Origin of the sequence: Staphylococcus sp. NRL 16/872, from assembly GCF_022815905.2 — a bacterium.
Classification (GTDB): domain Bacteria; phylum Bacillota; class Bacilli; order Staphylococcales; family Staphylococcaceae; genus Staphylococcus.
Window position 1 is genome coordinate 2,322,481 of the sequence record NZ_CP119327.1, and the last position, 17,461, is coordinate 2,339,941.

Consider the following 17,461-nt stretch of genomic DNA (forward strand, 5'->3'; position numbering starts at 1 on the left):
TTTACAAGCAAGATATCTATCATTTTGTTCAGTATTAGCCTGGTTTAATGTTTCATATGCTTTACTGTTAACTTTGCACGTTTGAGGTACTAAGATGCATGTTGAAGCATTTTCATTTCACCATTTTCACCTTTTAATTCTACTAAACGATGGTGAGGTAATAAAGCATTTTCTCCTTTATCCTTACCTGGAGCCTTTTCAAATAATAACCTCTTAATCTTTATACTTCCTAACGGTATCGTCTGACGTAACTAGCTCGCCGATAGTTTGATTAGAACGAGGTTCCACTTTATTTGAGGCTATATCATTTAAAGGTATTAATACAAAGGCACGTTCATTCATGCGAGGATGCGGAATGCTTAATTCCTCTTCTTCGACTACTTCGTCGCCATATAGCAAGATGTCGACGTCTAATGTTCTAGGGCCCCAACGAATTTCTCTAACTCTATGCAAATGTTGCTCCGTTTCTAAACAACGTTTCAGAAGTATTTGAGGCTTTAATTCTGTGCTGATTTCTATGCATAAATTTAGAAAATTAGGTTGATCCGTATAACCGACTGGTGCAGTTTCATAGATTGGGGAAGTTTGAACCACCTCGATACCTTCTGTACTGTCAAGCAGTCGAATGGCTTCTTGTAATTGTTGTTCTCTATCTCCAATATTACTTCCTAAACCTAAATATGCTTGTACCATTTAACGATTCTCCCTCACTATCTCTATGCCTACACCATCATAATGCCCTGGTATAGGTGGATTCTCTTTAGTGATTCTGACTTTCGTTTCCATTACACGATTATAGTGTGAATTTATACGTTTTGCAATACGTTCCGCTAGATGCTCAATTAAATTGCAAGGTGGTCCTTCCACAATCTCTTTCACATCTTCGAATACTTCGCCATAGTGCACTGTATCAGTGACATCATCGGATCGGCCCGCTTCGGCTAAATCTACTTTCAATGTCACATTGACTACGAATATTTGTCCTATTTCATTCTCTGCAGAAAGCGCACCGTGATATCCGTAAAAACGCATACCTTTAAGAAAGATTATGTCGTTCATCTTCATTCTCCTTTAAGAAGTCCATACTTTGGCCTAAACGCACATTTAATTGAACATTATGCACGCGTACAGCTTTAACGCCTTTCATTATACCATAGGCAGTGGTAGCAGCAGTGGCTTCATCACGTTCCAGCGCTTTCGTTTCTGTACCTATCATTTCTTTAATGAAGCGTTTACGGCTTGTAGCTAATAAAATAGGATACTCTGTCGCTACAAGCTCATCTAATCGCGCCATGACTTCATTTTCTTCTTCACGTGTTTTCGCGAAACCAATACCTGGATCTAACCAAATTTTATGTTGCGGAATGCCCGCCATTTCAGCTTTGTTCGCTTGTGTTATTAAAGATAATAACATTTCCTCTACTACAGGTTGTTCGCGATGACCATCGCCATTATGCATTAATACGATTTCTCCTTCGTATTCAGCGACTTTATCTATTATCTTAGGATCATATAAACCAGCCCATTGGTCATTAATCATCGTTGCGCCAAGTTTCAAGCAAGCTTCTGCTACTTCACTGCGATACGTATCAACCGATATTTGCACACCTAATGGCACTAATTTTTCTACTACAGGCACGACACGTTCCAATTCTTCTTCTAATGGCACTTCAGTATAACCTGGTCTTGTAGATACGCCCCCAACATCTATAATATCTACGCCTTCTTCAATCATTTCTTTGGCACGTGCCACGGCGTTTTCGACTGAATTGTATTTTCCTCCATCAGAGAATGAGTCAGGCGTCACATTTAAGATGCCCATAATTTTTGTTTTCGTCATTATTGTCACCCTTCGCTTTATTGAAAATGGAAACAAGGTCTGGACAAAAGCGTTTAGGATTTGAGCAGAGCCGAGCGATGAGCAAAATTGATTTTTCAAATTTTGTCGAGTCGTGAGAGCAACCCCAGCTTGCTTTGCTTGTAGATTTTCTTTTTGAAAATCTCTGTGCTGAGGGCCCCTCTGCCGAGAATCCTGCTTTTGGGAAGCCGTTAAGTTATTTCCCAGTGCATGCATTTTTTGTCTCATCCCTATTTCAATTTTTATTCATTTTTAATGATACACTCATTTGAACAACATTTCAGTGTTCGTAATTGAGAAATTAATTTAGAATGTGTATGTGTATTGTGGTACCTTTTCAAAAAATAAAAAAGCTAGCAAAGCAATAAAGCTTCACTAGCGTATAAATAGTGACATCTAATTAGTCGTCGAATGAATATAATGGTGTTGATAGGTAACGTTCACCGTTACTTGGTAATACAGTTACGACTGTTTTACCTTTACCTAATTCTTTAGCTTTTTGGATAGCTGCATAGATAGCTGCGCCTGAAGAAATACCTGCTAAGATACCTTCTTCTTTAGCGACGCGACGTGCCATTTCCATTGCAGTATCGTTGCCAACTTTAATAATGCTTTCATAAATATCTGTGTCTAATGTATCTGGTACGAAACCTGCACCTAAACCTTGTAATTTATGTGGACCAGGTTCACCACCGCTTAATACTGGTGAAGCTTCTGGTTCGATTGCAACGATTTCGATGTTAGGATATTTTTCTTTTAATACTTTACCTACGCCAGATAATGTACCACCTGTACCTACACCTGCTAAGAAGGCATCAATTTCTTTACCTTCGAATTGTTCAACAAGTTCTGGGCCAGTTGTTAATGCGTGTACTTCTGGGTTAGCTGGGTTTTCGAATTGTTGAGGTTCAAAGTAGCCATGTTCTTCTTTTAATTCTTTGGCTTTTTTAATAGCACCTTTCATAGCTTCTGATCCTGGTGTTAATACTAATTCAGCACCGTAAGCTTTTAATAAGTTACGACGTTCTGAACTCATTGTTTCAGGCATTGTAAATACTGCTTTGTAACCTTTAGCAGCACATACGAAAGCTAATCCAATACCAGTGTTACCACTTGTAGGTTCTACGATTGTATCGCCAGGTTTAATTTTGCCTTCTTTTTCAGCTTTTTCGATCATAGCTAATGCGATACGGTCTTTTACTGAACCGCCTGGATTTTGATATTCTAATTTTACATAAACATCTGCTGCATCTTCGTCTACTACGTTTCTTAATTTTACTACCGGTGTATTGCCAATGATTTGTGTAATATTATCTACTGGTTTTTGTGCCATTGAAAAACGCTCCTTTAACATTCTAATTTAAAACTTAGTTTTTCTATCGGATATAGTTATATTCTATCAGAATTTTCTAAAAAGACAAAGACAATTATTTTTATATACCTAATAAAGTTACTTTTTTCTTATATATGATAACTTTCCCATAAACTCATTTTGATAAACACAGTGAATTTTTAAGGGAATTGGTGGAAAAGTAAATCAAAGTATACCGCCTGCCAGAATTTACCTACAGTCTAGAAACTCACCTATTTCATTGAAGCAAGCAACGTTTCTAATTCACCTTCCGAGTATTGATATTTATTGCCGCAGAAGTGACACACCGCTTCAGCACCATGATCTTCGTTAATCATACTTTGAATTTCTGCTTCTCCTAATCCTTTAATAGCATTTAAGAATTTTTCGTGACTGCAGTTACATTCAAATTGCGCATCCATTGTTTCTAAGATTTGAACATTGTCTTCTCCAAGAATTTCATTTAAGATACCTTCTGGTGTTAAACCTTGTTCAATTAATTTAGAAACAGGTTGCATGTTATTAATCGCTTCTTCTAATTTAGTAACCGTTTCATCTTTCGCACCAGGCATGACTTGGATAATAAATCCACCTGCTGCTTTAATTGAATTATCTGGATTAACTAATACACCTAACCCTACTGATGATGGTGTTTGTTCACTCGTAGCAAAGTAATATGTGAAATCTTCACCTAATTCACCAGACACAATTGGACTAGCTCCTGAGAAGTAGTCTTTCATGCCTACATCTTTGACGACTTGAATTGAACCATCTGTTCCAACTGCACGTCTTACGTCTAATTTACCCTGTGCATTGAGTGGGAAATGTGTTTGAGGGTGGTCAACATATGCACGTACGTTACCTTGCGCATCGGCGTCAGCAATAATGCGTCCAATTGGCCCTTTACCATCCACTGTTACCGTTAATTTTTGATCGCCTTTTAACATTGCACCCATTAATAAAGTGGCCGTCATTGTTCTGCCCATTGCTGCTGATGCTGTTGGCCATGTGTAATGACGTGTTTGTCCTTCTTGAACAGATTCAGTAGTTAAAGCAGCATAAGCACGAATTTCTCCATCGAAAGCTAATGATTTTACTATATAATCATGTGTCATTTATTTATCTCCTTTATTGCAGTTTATATTTTTATATTACTTATTTTTTGGAAAATTAAAAACCTAATAATTTGTTATCTTTAAGGACACTTATTCTACACTTGTTTAATAAGAATATGAAGTAACTTGCTTTACTCTCGTAATTTGCGAATATATGACGTATTAAAAAATCTCTTTCAACTAAGGCCTATACCTCAGCGAAAGAGATTTTAATCTTTAAAAAGTATAATTATCTATTTAGGGTCGTTCGGATTGTATGGTTTGTCAATATTTGGTGATTGTTCATAACCGGTCTCATCCTCGTCATCTGAATGTCTGTGTGACCCTGAATGACTATCTTTGTTAGAACCATCACGTAAGCGATCCTGTTCGTCACGACCAGGTCTACCTTCGCGTTGACGATGTCTACGTTCGTTATTCATTTCACGATGTTCTTCATGATCTTCTTCTTCTTTTTCGTGACCTTCTTCTAGTTGTTCTTCACGAATATCGTCGTAAGATTTACCGTATTTACCTTGGCTAAATTCTGAATTGTCATCATCTTTAACAACGCGAGCAGCATCGTAATCAACTTCAGGTAAGGTGCCATCGTAGAATAGTGAACGAATTTGTTCAGCTACTAATGTTTCTTCAGTTAATAATGTCTTAGCAATAAGTTTTAATTGCTCTTCATGTTCTAATAAGATTTGTTTACAACGTTCATATTGTTCTTTAATGATACGTTGTACTTCTTTGTCAATTTCATAAGCGATTTGACCAGAGTAGTTAGGTTCACCTTGCATATCTTTACCTAAGAAGACTTGTCCGCCACCGCTTGATGAGAATTGTAATGGTCCAAGTTTTTCACTCATACCATATTCAGTAACCATAGAGCGAGCAATTTGAGTTGCACGCTCAAAGTCATTAGAAGCACCTGTAGATACCTCATGGAAGTTAATATCTTCAGATACACGTCCACCTAATAATCCACAAATCTTATCTAATAATTCTGGTTCTGTCATTAAGAAACGATCTTGCTTAGGTAACATCATCGCATAACCACCAGCTTGACCACGAGGTACGATAGTTACTTTATGCACGACTTCTGCTTCATCAAGCACCATACCAATAACTGTATGACCAGCTTCGTGATGTGCTACAATGTTACGTTCTTTATCAGAGATAACACGTGATTTCTTCGCTGGACCAGCAATAACGCGGTCTGTAGCTTCTTCAATATCACGCATATCAATTTTGTTTTTACCTTCACGCGCTGCGATTAATGATGCTTCGTTTAATAAATTCTCTAAGTCGGCACCTGAGAATCCTGGCGTTCTTTGAGAAATAGCTTTTAAATCTACTGTTTCATCAAGTGGTTTATTCTTAGCATGTACATGTAAAATCGCTTCACGACCTTTTACATCTGGGCGACCAACTTGAATTTGTCTGTCGAAACGACCTGGACGTAATAACGCAGGGTCTAAGATATCTGGACGGTTAGTTGCAGCGATCATGATAATACCTTCATTTTCACCGAAACCATCCATTTCAACTAATAATTGGTTAAGTGTTTGTTCACGTTCATCGTGTCCGCCACCAACACCAGCACCACGTTGACGACCAACAGCATCAATTTCATCGATGAAAATGATACAAGGTGCATTCTTCTTAGCATTTTCGAATAAATCACGTACACGGCTCGCACCTACACCGACGAACATTTCAACGAAATCAGAACCACTGATTGAGAAGAATGGCGCGCCAGCTTCACCTGCAACGGCACGTGCTAATAATGTTTTACCTGTACCTGGAGGGCCAACTAATAAAACACCTTTAGGTATTCTTGAACCCATTTGTTTGAATTTTTTATTATCTTTTAAGAAGTCAACAATCTCGATTAATTCTTGCTTCTCTTCATCTGCCCCAGCAACATCAGTGAAACGAACACGGCGTTTTTGGTTATCGTACATTTTTGCTTTAGATTTACCAAAGTTCATCATACGACCGCCGCCGCCGCCACCTTGTGCTTGGCTAAGGAAGAAGATAAATAATAAAGCAATAACTAATACTGGAATGAGTGTAGTCAACATGCTGACAAATACACTTTGTTTTTCTTCTTCTTTAACTTTAAAATCTAGTCCTTTTTGACTGCGTGCTTCATCTGTAATTTTCTGTAAGTCTTTATCGTTATTGTATAAAATCGTTGAAGAATAATCTTCATCATTTTTCGTTTTACCACTTACCAAGTACACATTTTGCTCAGGTTGGATTTGTAAGGATTTAAGATCACCTTTATCCAATTTTTCTACAAATTGTGAATAGGAAAGTTGTTTCGGTTGAGTGCCATTCCCATTTATGTATGAGAAGACGCCGAATAGAATAACGCCAATAATTGCGATAACTAGCACATTGCGAAAAGCTTTCTGCATGCGTCATTTCCTCCTATTTCTATAATAAAGCTAACAAAAATTGTAACACAACACTTCTCTTGAAGGCTAGCATTTCAACTTTTGTAGCACTTTTCTATTTTTCAATTTCCCAATATTACTATTTCTACCTTCGAACTGTTTCTTTTTGAACAAAGAAGGCAAATTTCTAAAGCCATCCCATACTTTTCAGAGTAAAAATAATTAATATAAATTGAAGTCTACACTAATTTATATATTAAGTATAGTTAAACAAGGTCTGGACAAAAGCGCTTAGGATTTGAGCAGAACCGAACGATGAGAAAAATTGTTTTTCAAATTTTGTCGAGTCGTGACGGTCTCTGCCGAGGATCCTGCTTTTGAGAAGCCGTCAATGAGTTTCCCAGCGCAAAAAGTCTCATGTCATAGACTTTTATTAGTTCAAAATCCTTTAATTATTTGCTGTAAATTTCAGGTTTTAATGTTCCAATGTATGGTAAGTTACGATAGTGTTCTGCGTAGTCTAAACCGTAACCTACAACGAATTCGTCAGGAATTTTCTTACCTACGTATTTCGCTTCGATATCCGCTTTACGACGGTTTGGTTTATCTAATAATGTTACGATTTCTAAAGAATTAACTTTACGTGATTGAAGTAATTCAGTAATTGATTTTAAAGTTGTACCAGTTTCTAAAATATCTTCAATAATTAACACGTCTTTATTCTCAATAGAAGAACCTAAGTCTTTTAAGATTTGAACTTCTCCAGTAGATTCTGTACCGCCGTGATAACTTGAAACATCCATGAAATCAATCGCTAAATGCGTATCAATACGTTTGATTAAGTCTGCCATAAACATTACAGAACCTTTTAAGATACCTACACATACAAGTGGTTTATCTTTATAGTCGCGAGTGATTTGCTCACCTAACTCCTTACAAATTGTTTGGATGTCTTCTTCTGTTAATAAAATACTTTTTAAATCGTCCTTCATTTATCATTCATCTCCAATTTTTTAATCTCTATATTATCCTTATAATTTGATTTTATATATAAATGGCCCACAGCAATAATAGTATGTTGTTGGTCTTCAATCAATGGCATCTGTGAACGTTCATCGTTACTCACTTTATTATCTATGAACAAGCGACTCACCTTTTTATGCCCTTCACGTCCGTTCATCTTAATTTTATCTCCGTTGCGACGAGTGCGAATCGTTAAAGGCCACTCCCAGCAAGCGTTTTGTGCATGAATGATGATGACATAGTCTCCGAAACGATAAGTGCCAGGTTGTGTCACCACTTGCTCTTTGAGTACAGGTGCTTCTTTTTTAGCCATTATTATAAATTTATCATAAGCAATTTGAATTATCCATGTTTCAGAAAGAGTAATCTCAATTTGTGCTACACGACTGTTAATTTGTTCAAACCACTCTTCATAATTTTTTTCTGAAAATGAATTCCACAAATGGATAGACTCAAACAATTGATCTAATAATATCATTTTAGTTATATTATCCAGTTGGTTGAAAGCGTCACGTGAAAATTGCATATGTGTACGGTCTACATTGGTTGCAACTTCATGTTGAATAAATTCATCCACACGTTGGCGTGTATATTGCAATTGTATATCATGCCATGCTTTTAATTTTAATAATTGAGCTGTATCGAGGTCTGCATTGTCATCAATAGAAAGCAAAAGTCGATTGCGAATATCATTGCGCGCATATTTATTGTCACTATTTGAAACATCTTCATAGTATGGTATCTGATGCGACTGTTGATAGGTATGAATGTCTGATTTATACGTATTTAATAATGGTCGACATAATTTATAATGTTCACGCCATGACACATTATCCATACCAAGTGAACTACGCGTCGACCGGCCAGTAAATATGCGATAAAAAATTGTTTCTAATTGGTCATTTAAATGATGCGCAGTTAATAATACATCCGCTTCAAGTTGTTGCATCATCTCATCAAACCATGCATAACGTTGTTGCCTAGCGTCGGCTTGAATACTCTTACCTTGTTTAACTAGTCCAGATAAATCTAGATGTTTCACGTAACAGGGCACATCATGTTGAGCACAAAAATTACGAATAAATACTTCTTCTTGTTGTGACGCTTCTCTTAAACCATGATTAATATGTAAACATGAGATACGCGCATAAGTATGAGAAAGCTCATGAAGTAAGCGATGTAAAAGACACATACTATCTATACCAGTAGATACCGCGATGACAATATGATCTTTTTCATCCCATAGTGATGTATTCACTTCCACTTTGTCGCCCTCCTACTTGTTTCTTATAAATAGGTAATTTTATCAAAAAAGGAGTGGGACTGAATTCAGTATATAGAATTCATGGTCCCACCCCGCACAGATAATAAGTACCAGAAGTCGATTACCTGATGCGTACATAAACTAAACATTTCATATTATAGAGCATACGTACTCTTATCGATATGATTATAGTTTAACTTTGACCTCTAGAGTATATTCAAATTAACGTCTTGAACCTTTACCGCCACGTCTTGATTCAGTTTGGCGTTTAATAGAAGTTAACTTATCTTCACTATCTTTTAAGAAATTACTTAGTTTCTTTTCAAAATCTTCACCTTTTTGTTGAGGTGATTTGTTTTGATGAGATTTATGATGTGGTCTACGTGGACGATCTTTCGCTTTTTTAATTGAAAGACTAATTTTACCGTCTTCAGCAATAGATAACACTTTCACTTCAACTTCGTCTCCAACTGATAAGTGGTCTTCTACATTCTCAACATAGTTATCAGCTACTTCACTGATATGAACTAAGCCGCTTTTTCCTTCAGGTAACTCTACAAACGCACCAAATTTTTTGATACCAGTAACTTTACCTTTTAGCTTATTTCCTACTTCGATTGACATATTGTAAATAAATCCTCCCGGTTTTGTTTCGATTTTAACCTTATTATATTCCTGTTTTAATATTTTCACAATGCTATAAAATGATTATTTTGTACAAGATGACCATCGTTATTTTCTAACTTTCATCCAATTATCTAGTTGCTATCGGAGGATTTAGAATCTGATGTTTTCTTATCACCTGGTAATTTAAATATGACTTCGCCTTTATTACTCAAGTAATAATCATCTCTTGCGATTTTTTCGATATAATCTTTATCATTTAAATTATTAAGTTCTTCTTTTAATGCTAATTCTTCATCTTGTTTCTTTTGGAATTGTTCTTCTTTATGTTTACGTTCAACCGCTGCTTGATCGTTACTATGTTTTTGGACGACAAGCATGATAGATAGAATAATAATGATGGCTAACAGCAACCCTCCAAAGACTGTGATACGACGGCGAACAACTCGCATCTTTTTTTGGTGTCGCTTTTTCTTACGATTTCTTTCAGAGGTATACTGATTACCAATATTTTCTACCTTATTACTCATAGCTTGTCACCTCCTTCAATTTATTCTTCATTGAATTCATTATTAATACGTTCTTCTTTAATAAGCTCATACATCCCTTTAGCATTTTCTTTCGGTGCATGTTCACTTAAACCAGTGACTTTAACAGTAACACGTTTCTGACCGAAACGAATCACTAATTCGTCTTCTACTTTGACATCTGTACCAGCTTTAGCAACGTTGCCATTCACTGTGATACGACCTTGGTCACTAATCTCTTTCGCTAATGTACGACGTTTTACTAGTCTTGATACTTTTAAATACTTATCTAATCTCATGAATTTCGCTCCCCTTGTTGTAAGAAATTTCTAAGGGTTTCTTCATCAAAATCCTTATTTTTTGTTTTATCATACAATGACATGAAATGGTCTGCAAATACTTTCTCGAATTTCACGCGAGGTGTTTTGCCTTCTTTACTTTTCGCTGTGGCCCAAATATCTTTTAAATCTTCAATTGATTCCGCTTCTTCCTCACCGAAAATATGTGGATGACGACGTATCATCTTCGCATTTAAGCTTTCAATAATTTCTTTGATATCCATGTAGCCTTCTTTTTTACCAATGCTTGCATGTAATAACACTTGTAATAGAATATCGCCAAGTTCTTCAATCATATGCCAATCGTCTTCATTGTCTATCGCTTCAAAAAGTTCGAAACTTTCTTCAATTAAATAGCGTTTTAACGAGTCATGTGTTTGTACACGATCCCATGGACAACCATTCTCGTCGGCTACTAAGCGGTCGATTGTCTGAACTGCGAAATCGAAGTCTTGGTACATCGCTTCATCGTTCGTTACTTTCGGTACAAAGACACTCGTTAAATTATTGAAAATGTCTTCATCACGGTCTAACTCGAACAATGGTACTTCTACTACACTCGCACCTGTACTATGAGCACCGGTCACGACTTTGACTAACATATCATCTGGATAGCATTCCATTAATGTAATTTTAATATCAGCGGCTACCATAGCACTATATACTTGTGTGATGAGTGTATGAGTGCGAATATTTAACACATTTTCAGATAAAGCAGTGCCATCTAATAAAGTGAAACCATCGTTAGGATCTTCATCAATGGCAGCAAATACATCATCAATAAAGCTTTTGCCACCTAATACTTTAACGTCTACATCGTCATGATTAGCGCTATACTCAAGCAATTTAGCCGTTGTCGTTTCGGCTACACGAGGATGGCCTGGCACCGCATAAACGATATCACCAGTTTCTGCTTTCTTAATCAATGTATCCACAATTTGTTGATACACTGACGCGAAATCATCGTTATTCTCATAAATGCTGTCGAAACTTTCAAATGTTAGTTCATTCTGCAAGCTAGCAATCACTGGATGTTCAAGTGTCCGTGCATAAATATGTTGTTGCTGCTTAAGGAAACGATAAATGCCAAGCGGTAAATCATTTATATCATAGTTTCCTAAGCCAACAATAGTAATTGTGTGTGTCATGAACGTCTTCCTTTCTTCATATGATAGAGTTTATCGCCAAATGGTAAATGTTTAAGTTCTTTATATCCTAAAATCTTCATATACATCACTAAGACAAGTAAAACAACGACGCCGATAACGGCTACAATCAGAAGCTCCACAAGTCCGCCTAAACGTCCTACGGTTGGCATGACATACATCATACATTGCACTACAAGTGACATGACAGCTAAAGCGACTAATGTCTTTAATATGAAATAACGCATGCGATTAAAACGATAATGTTTCATTACCTCAATGTGTAAAACAATGACAAATAAGATAAGTGAAACGACTGTGCTTATACTTGCACCTACAATACCAAAGTGATGAATGAGTAAAACATTCAGTATAGCTTTTGCAACTAAGCCTACTATAACCCCAATTATTATAGGACGGATACGATTAAAGACTTGTAATAAAGCAATATCCATCATGATAAGGGACACGCATATTACGGTTAACATATAAAAACCTAATGTAAAACTTAAGCTATCTGTTTTGAAGAAGACCTGGTTCATAATAGGTAATAAATTAATTAATCCGATACCTGCAGCCGCACTGATTAAAATTGTAATCTTAAGTGAGGCGTTCGCGTAGCGATTCATTTGTACGCTATTATGATCTTCAATCGCTTGTGTTAACAATGGGATGAGCACAAAGCTAAATGTTGTTGTAACAATGAGCCCCATTTGAATGAAAGAGGCGCCTCGATCGTATATGCCTTTTTGCATGATAGCTTGTTTGAATTGAAGTCCAAATGACTGTAAGGTATGAACGACTGTGAAGCTATCTATAAATTGCCACATGATGACTAATAGCTGACTTAAAGCAAAGATGATGGTTGCTATTAGTAGTTGTTTCCACGGGATGTGGGTTGTTGGGTTCTGCCTTTTCAAAGGGAAAGGCTTAGTGAACATTAGATATAGGCTTGAGCCTAAGAACCCTAGTGCTGAGGCTAGGATGGCGAGTGTGCCGGCTTTGTATATGGTCCAGTGTTTCAACGTGAATAATGCGATGGTAACGATGATGATGCCGACGCGGATGAATTGTTCTATTACCTGGGAAATGGCAGGTATGTGCATGCGTTGTCTGCTTTGGTAGTAGCCGCGAAATACGCCGAGTACGCCGATGAAGAGGTAGCTTAGGCTTGCCATTCTCAGCATGGGTGCTAGGTGTGGATCGCCCATGAGTATTGCGATGGGATGGGCTAGGACTAGGATGATGGCGAAGATGGCCAATCCTAGTAGTTGGAATCCGATGAGCACTCTGGAAAAGGCAGAAGCCTGGCCATTATTACCTAGTGTTTGTGTGACGGCGCTTGGGATGGCGTTCATCGACAGGATCATACCTAATGCGACGATTGGATAAATTTGTTGATAGGCGTATAGGCCTGTGTCGCCAAGCACGTTTTGATATGGGACGCGATATATGGCGCTTAAGACTTTCACGATGATGAGCGCTAGGGTTAGTACGACGACGCCGTTGAAGGCAGCATGTTGCTGAGATGAACCTTTCGATGATGCTGGGTTCGTTGATTTTTGATTAGTTGATGTTTCTTTGGGTGTCGATGATACTGATGGTGGTGCTTGTCTTGATGGGTGTTTAGAGTTCATGTTCAATAACCATGCTTCCTTCTAAGCATTTAACTAAGAATTTCAGATTCTCGAGCCATTGTTTTGATTTCGTTAAAGTGACGTGCATTTTACCTTCTTTTACGCCGAGTTTCATTGCGCGTCCTAAAGGTTGTGTTTGTTTAAATAGTTCTTCGCCATTGATTTGTTCTGTGCCTTTCGCTGATAAGAAGACTTCAATTTGTTTGCCTTTATCTTTGATTAGCGTCACACCTGCATGTAAGGCATGGATTTTAATTTCTACCATTTCTAATAGACGTTCTACTTCTACTGGGTAATCGTTGAAACGATCGATTAATTCATCTTTAATATCGAAAAGTTGTTCCTCTGTTTCTACTTTACGTAGCTTTTTATATATTTCAATTTTAGCTTGTTCATTTTGAATATATTGCGCTGGTAAGTAAGCATCAAGATGTAATTCCATTTCTACTTCTGGAGCATCAGGCGCTTCTTCTTTAATGCCACGTTTTTCATTAACCGCTTCTTCAAGCATTTGTGAGTACAAGTCGAAACCAACTGAGTCGATGAAGCCGTGTTGTTGTTTACCTAATAAGTTACCTGCACCACGGATATTTAAGTCACGCATAGCAATCTTAAAGCCTGAACCTAATTCAGTAAATTCTTTAATCGCTTGTAGACGTTCTTCGGCAGTTTCAGTTAAGACTTTATTCGCTGAATGTAAGAAATAAGCATAACCGATACGACTTGAACGACCTACGCGTCCACGTAATTGATACAGCTGACTTAAACCAAAGCGATCCGCTTCTTCAATGATTAATGTATTAGCGTTTGGTACGTCTACACCTGTTTCAATAATGGTTGTAGTCACTAAGATGTCGTATTCCCCATTGATGAAACTTAACATTGTTTCTTCAAGGTCACGCTCAGTCATTTGACCATGTGCGACCGCAATGTTAGCTTCTGGCATCAACATTTGGAGTTGCTCACGCTTTTCATAAATCGATTGTACTTTGTTATAAAGATAGAACACTTGGCCATCACGTGATAATTCTCGTTCTAAAGCTTCTTTAATAAAATTACTGTTTTGTTCAAGTACGTAAGTTTGGACAGGGAAGCGGTTCTCTGGTGGTGTTTCAATAACAGATAAATCACGTACCCCTAACATACTCATATGCAATGTTCTAGGAATTGGTGTCGCTGTAAGTGTTAATACATCGACGTTCGTTTTTAATGTTTTAATACGTTCTTTATGGCGTACACCGAAACGTTGTTCTTCATCGACGATTAGTAAACCTAAGTCTTTATATTGAATATCTTTACTTAATAATTTGTGGGTGCCGACGACAATGTCAACGTAACCAGATTTCAAGCCTTCTTTCGTTTCTTTTACTTCTTTTGCAGAGCGGAAACGACTAATAAGTTCAATTTGGACTGGGAAATCCTGCATACGCTCAATTAATGTTTCATAATGTTGTTGCGCTAAAATCGTTGTTGGCACTAAGAATGCCACTTGTTTCCCTTCCATTACTGCTTTAAAGGCTGCACGTACGGCCACTTCTGTTTTACCGTAACCGACGTCACCACAAAGTAAGCGATCCATAGGACGTTCGCGTTCCATATCGTCTTTAATTTCTTCAATTGATTTCGCTTGGTCTGGCGTAAGTTCGTAAGGGAAATCCATTTCGAACGTAGTTTGTTCCGCCGTATCTTCTCCATACTGATAGCCGACAGACATTTCACGTTCTTTGTAAAGTGCGATAAGTTCATCTGCAATATCTTCAACACTTTGTTGAACTTTCGCTTTCGTCTTCTTCCATTCAGAGCCGCCCAATTTATTAAGTCGCGGTGATTTATCCTCAGAAGCCACGTATTTTTGTACTTGGTCCATTTGATCAACAGGAACAAACAGTTGGTCCGTACCTTTATATTGCAATTTAATATAGTCGCGGTGAACGTCACCTACTTCAAGCGTTTCAACGCCTAAATAACGCCCCACACCGTGATGCACGTGAACGATATAGTCACCTACATTTAAATCTTGGTACGATTTAATTTTTTCAGCGTTAGACATCGTTTTTGTACGTTTACGTTGCTTTTTCTGTTTCGTTTTAAAAAGCTCTCGCTCAGTAATTACGACCAACTGCATATACGGTAGTTCGAAACCTTCAGATAAACTACCTTCTGTCACAATAGCTTGGCCACTTTGAACCTCGCTATGAATGTTGGTCACGGTAGGAATGTGCATTTCATTTAACATTGATTGGATACGTTCCACTTTCGTTTCCGTTTCTACAAGCACGACCATCGTATAATCATTGTGCACATAACGTTGGAATTCAGAACGCATGATGTCGTATTGACCATAAAATTGTTGTACTGGTTTACATGAGAACTTAATTATGTGCTGTAATTTTACTGGCATTGAAGAGGTAAACAATGTGAAATAAGTTACTGGATAATGTCCAATTAGCGTTTCAAATCCATCATATTGCATGAATGATTGACCGATAAATCCATTACCACTTTCAATTAAATTCTGTATAAAATCATCTACTTCAGTTGTTAATGTCTTCTCCGTTTCTTTAATACGATTATATTCGTCGGCTACAATGATGGCATCCTTTTCAAAATAATCAATAAGTGTCGATGGCTTCTCATACATAAACGCCACAAGACGACGCAATAATTGATGATCGAAAAATGTCGCTTCAAATAATTTGAAACTTTCGTACGTTTCTTTCAAATCATTACGAACTGATTTGTCGATTTTAGGGCGTGTATGTTCATAAGCTGCTTGCAATTCAGTTTGAAGATGCTGAATGACTTCATCAGTGATCACGTAATCGCTCGCAGTTGTGATATCTACACTTTCAACATTGTCATTGGAACGTTGTGTTTCCACGTCAAAATCACGAATTGAATCTACTTCTGTATCAAATAATTCAATTCTGACCGGTTGTCCTATTAATGGATAGATATCGATGATGCCCCCACGTAGAGAGAATTCTCCAATATGTGACACGACGCTTTCACGGCGATAACCCATGTTAACTAATTTATTTAATAAACCATCAACATCAATATCATCGCCAACATTAAGCGTAATTTGATGGTCTTTCCACATCTCTACAGGTGTGAGCCATTTTTTCAAACCATTTAATGGAACGATAAATAACCCTTTCTCATTATGAGCTAAGGCAGTTAACGTGCGCACACGTTCACTCATAAGTTGAGGGCTTTGCGTTGAGAATTCTTCCGTCATAATATCTTGAACTGGATATTTATAAACTTCTGAACTGTCTACATATTGTAAAATATCTGTTTCTAACTTATCTGCTTGATATAAGTTGTTAGTAATTAATAACATTTGGCGCTGATCTTTGAGATACTTTTCAGCAATAATCGTCGCTTTTGCCGAGGGAGAGAGGCCAGTAACTAAAATATTCTCTTGGCCGAAGACTTGGTCGAGTTCCTGGAATCGTTTATCTTTCTGTATATAATCTGAAATGATGGTTCTCAATTGACTTCTCCATTATATTCATTCATAACATGATCGAAGCGTGAACTTTCAATAAATGACTCTACTGCTTGTGCAGCATGTTCAATCACTTTCTCCATTGTTATCATTTCATCTTTTGAAAATTTCTGTAATACATAATCCGGAACTGACATACCGTTTGTTGGTCTCCCTACACCAATACGAATGCGTTTAAATTGATCGGTACCAAGATGTTTAATAATGGATTTCATACCGTTATGACCACCAGCGCTTCCTTTTTGACGCAAGCGAATGTGACCTTGAGATAAATCTAAATCATCATATAGGACGATGAGATCTTCTACGTCAACATTATAGTAATCCATCAGTGGTCCTACCGCTTCACCTGATAAATTCATCATTGTCATCGGCTCAACAAATAGGACTTTATCACCATTAAGGCGTTCAATCGTATAAGCACCTTTAAACTTTTGTTTATCTAATGAAAAGTGATGTTTCTCTAAAAGATAATCAATCACTTCAAAGCCGATATTGTGTCTTGTTAGTTCGAAACGTTTCCCTATATTTCCAAGACCCACAATACATTTCATACGTGCAACCTCCAATGTGTTTTAATAGACGTTTTCACCAGTTCAGATGTCCGTCATATTGATTAATCATTATTTTATAACATTCCCTATCATAACACAAAAAAGGAGTGGAACAGAATTCATT

Annotated in this window: 15 protein-coding genes; all 15 read right to left on the reverse strand. The window is 37.1% G+C overall.

Going from position 1 to position 17,461, the window contains the following annotated elements; translation table 11 throughout:
- Positions 1-213 precede the first annotated feature (213 nt).
- The 15 genes from folK to pth all read right to left on the reverse strand — a co-directional run bounded on the left by folK (position 214) and on the right by pth (position 17,337).
- Positions 214-693 (reverse strand): 2-amino-4-hydroxy-6-hydroxymethyldihydropteridine diphosphokinase, encoded by a 480-nt coding sequence (folK, locus tag MT340_RS11535; protein WP_243590068.1) that lies wholly within the window; start codon positions 691-693, stop codon positions 214-216.
- On the reverse strand, positions 694-1,059 hold the full coding sequence (gene folB, locus MT340_RS11540) for a dihydroneopterin aldolase (protein WP_243590069.1): 366 nt from the start codon (positions 1,057-1,059) through the stop codon (positions 694-696).
- The gene (gene folP / locus MT340_RS11545; protein WP_243590070.1) at positions 1,037-1,840 is read right to left on the reverse strand and encodes a dihydropteroate synthase; all 804 of its coding nucleotides are present in this window, start codon (positions 1,838-1,840) and stop codon (positions 1,037-1,039) included. The genes folB and folP overlap by 23 nt, the downstream gene beginning before the upstream one ends.
- A 418-nt stretch (positions 1,841-2,258) precedes the next feature.
- The gene (gene cysK / locus MT340_RS11550; protein ID WP_243590071.1) at positions 2,259-3,191 is read right to left on the reverse strand and encodes a cysteine synthase A; all 933 of its coding nucleotides are present in this window, start codon (positions 3,189-3,191) and stop codon (positions 2,259-2,261) included.
- Between the two features lie 251 nt (positions 3,192-3,442).
- Positions 3,443-4,324 carry an Hsp33 family molecular chaperone HslO gene (gene hslO / locus MT340_RS11555; RefSeq protein WP_243590072.1) on the reverse strand — a complete coding sequence of 294 codons (882 nt, stop codon included), beginning with the start codon at positions 4,322-4,324 and terminating at the stop codon, positions 3,443-3,445.
- Between the two features lie 233 nt (positions 4,325-4,557).
- The gene (gene ftsH, locus MT340_RS11560; protein WP_243603878.1) at positions 4,558-6,732 is read right to left on the reverse strand and encodes an ATP-dependent zinc metalloprotease FtsH; all 2,175 of its coding nucleotides are present in this window, start codon (positions 6,730-6,732) and stop codon (positions 4,558-4,560) included.
- 431 nt (positions 6,733-7,163) lie between these two features.
- Complete coding sequence (gene hpt, locus MT340_RS11565; protein WP_103365378.1) at positions 7,164-7,703, reverse strand: hypoxanthine phosphoribosyltransferase; 540 nt, start codon at positions 7,701-7,703, stop codon at positions 7,164-7,166.
- Positions 7,700-8,998, reverse strand: coding sequence for a tRNA lysidine(34) synthetase TilS (tilS, locus tag MT340_RS11570; protein WP_243603879.1), 1,299 nt, complete (start codon positions 8,996-8,998; stop codon positions 7,700-7,702). The genes hpt and tilS overlap by 4 nt, the downstream gene beginning before the upstream one ends.
- A 222-nt stretch (positions 8,999-9,220) precedes the next feature.
- Positions 9,221-9,622, reverse strand: coding sequence for a S1 domain-containing RNA-binding protein (locus MT340_RS11575; protein ID WP_103298340.1), 402 nt, complete (start codon positions 9,620-9,622; stop codon positions 9,221-9,223).
- Between the two features lie 134 nt (positions 9,623-9,756).
- Positions 9,757-10,152, reverse strand: coding sequence for a cell division protein DivIC (divIC, locus tag MT340_RS11580; protein WP_243590074.1), 396 nt, complete (start codon positions 10,150-10,152; stop codon positions 9,757-9,759).
- Between the two features lie 20 nt (positions 10,153-10,172).
- Positions 10,173-10,448 carry an RNA-binding S4 domain-containing protein gene (locus MT340_RS11585; protein WP_243603880.1) on the reverse strand — a complete coding sequence of 92 codons (276 nt, stop codon included), beginning with the start codon at positions 10,446-10,448 and terminating at the stop codon, positions 10,173-10,175.
- Positions 10,445-11,635, reverse strand: coding sequence for a MazG nucleotide pyrophosphohydrolase domain-containing protein (locus MT340_RS11590; protein WP_243590076.1), 1,191 nt, complete (start codon positions 11,633-11,635; stop codon positions 10,445-10,447). The genes MT340_RS11585 and MT340_RS11590 overlap by 4 nt, the downstream gene beginning before the upstream one ends.
- Positions 11,632-13,269: a polysaccharide biosynthesis protein gene (locus MT340_RS11595; RefSeq protein ID WP_243590077.1), complete on the reverse strand. Its 1,638-nt coding sequence runs from the start codon at positions 13,267-13,269 to the stop codon at positions 11,632-11,634. The genes MT340_RS11590 and MT340_RS11595 overlap by 4 nt, the downstream gene beginning before the upstream one ends.
- Positions 13,259-16,768, reverse strand: coding sequence for a transcription-repair coupling factor (gene mfd / locus MT340_RS11600; protein WP_243590078.1), 3,510 nt, complete (start codon positions 16,766-16,768; stop codon positions 13,259-13,261). The genes MT340_RS11595 and mfd overlap by 11 nt, the downstream gene beginning before the upstream one ends.
- Positions 16,765-17,337, reverse strand: a complete 573-nt coding sequence (pth, locus tag MT340_RS11605; RefSeq protein ID WP_243590079.1) for an aminoacyl-tRNA hydrolase — start codon at positions 17,335-17,337, stop codon at positions 16,765-16,767. The genes mfd and pth overlap by 4 nt, the downstream gene beginning before the upstream one ends.
- Positions 17,338-17,461: the final 124 nt, after the last annotated feature.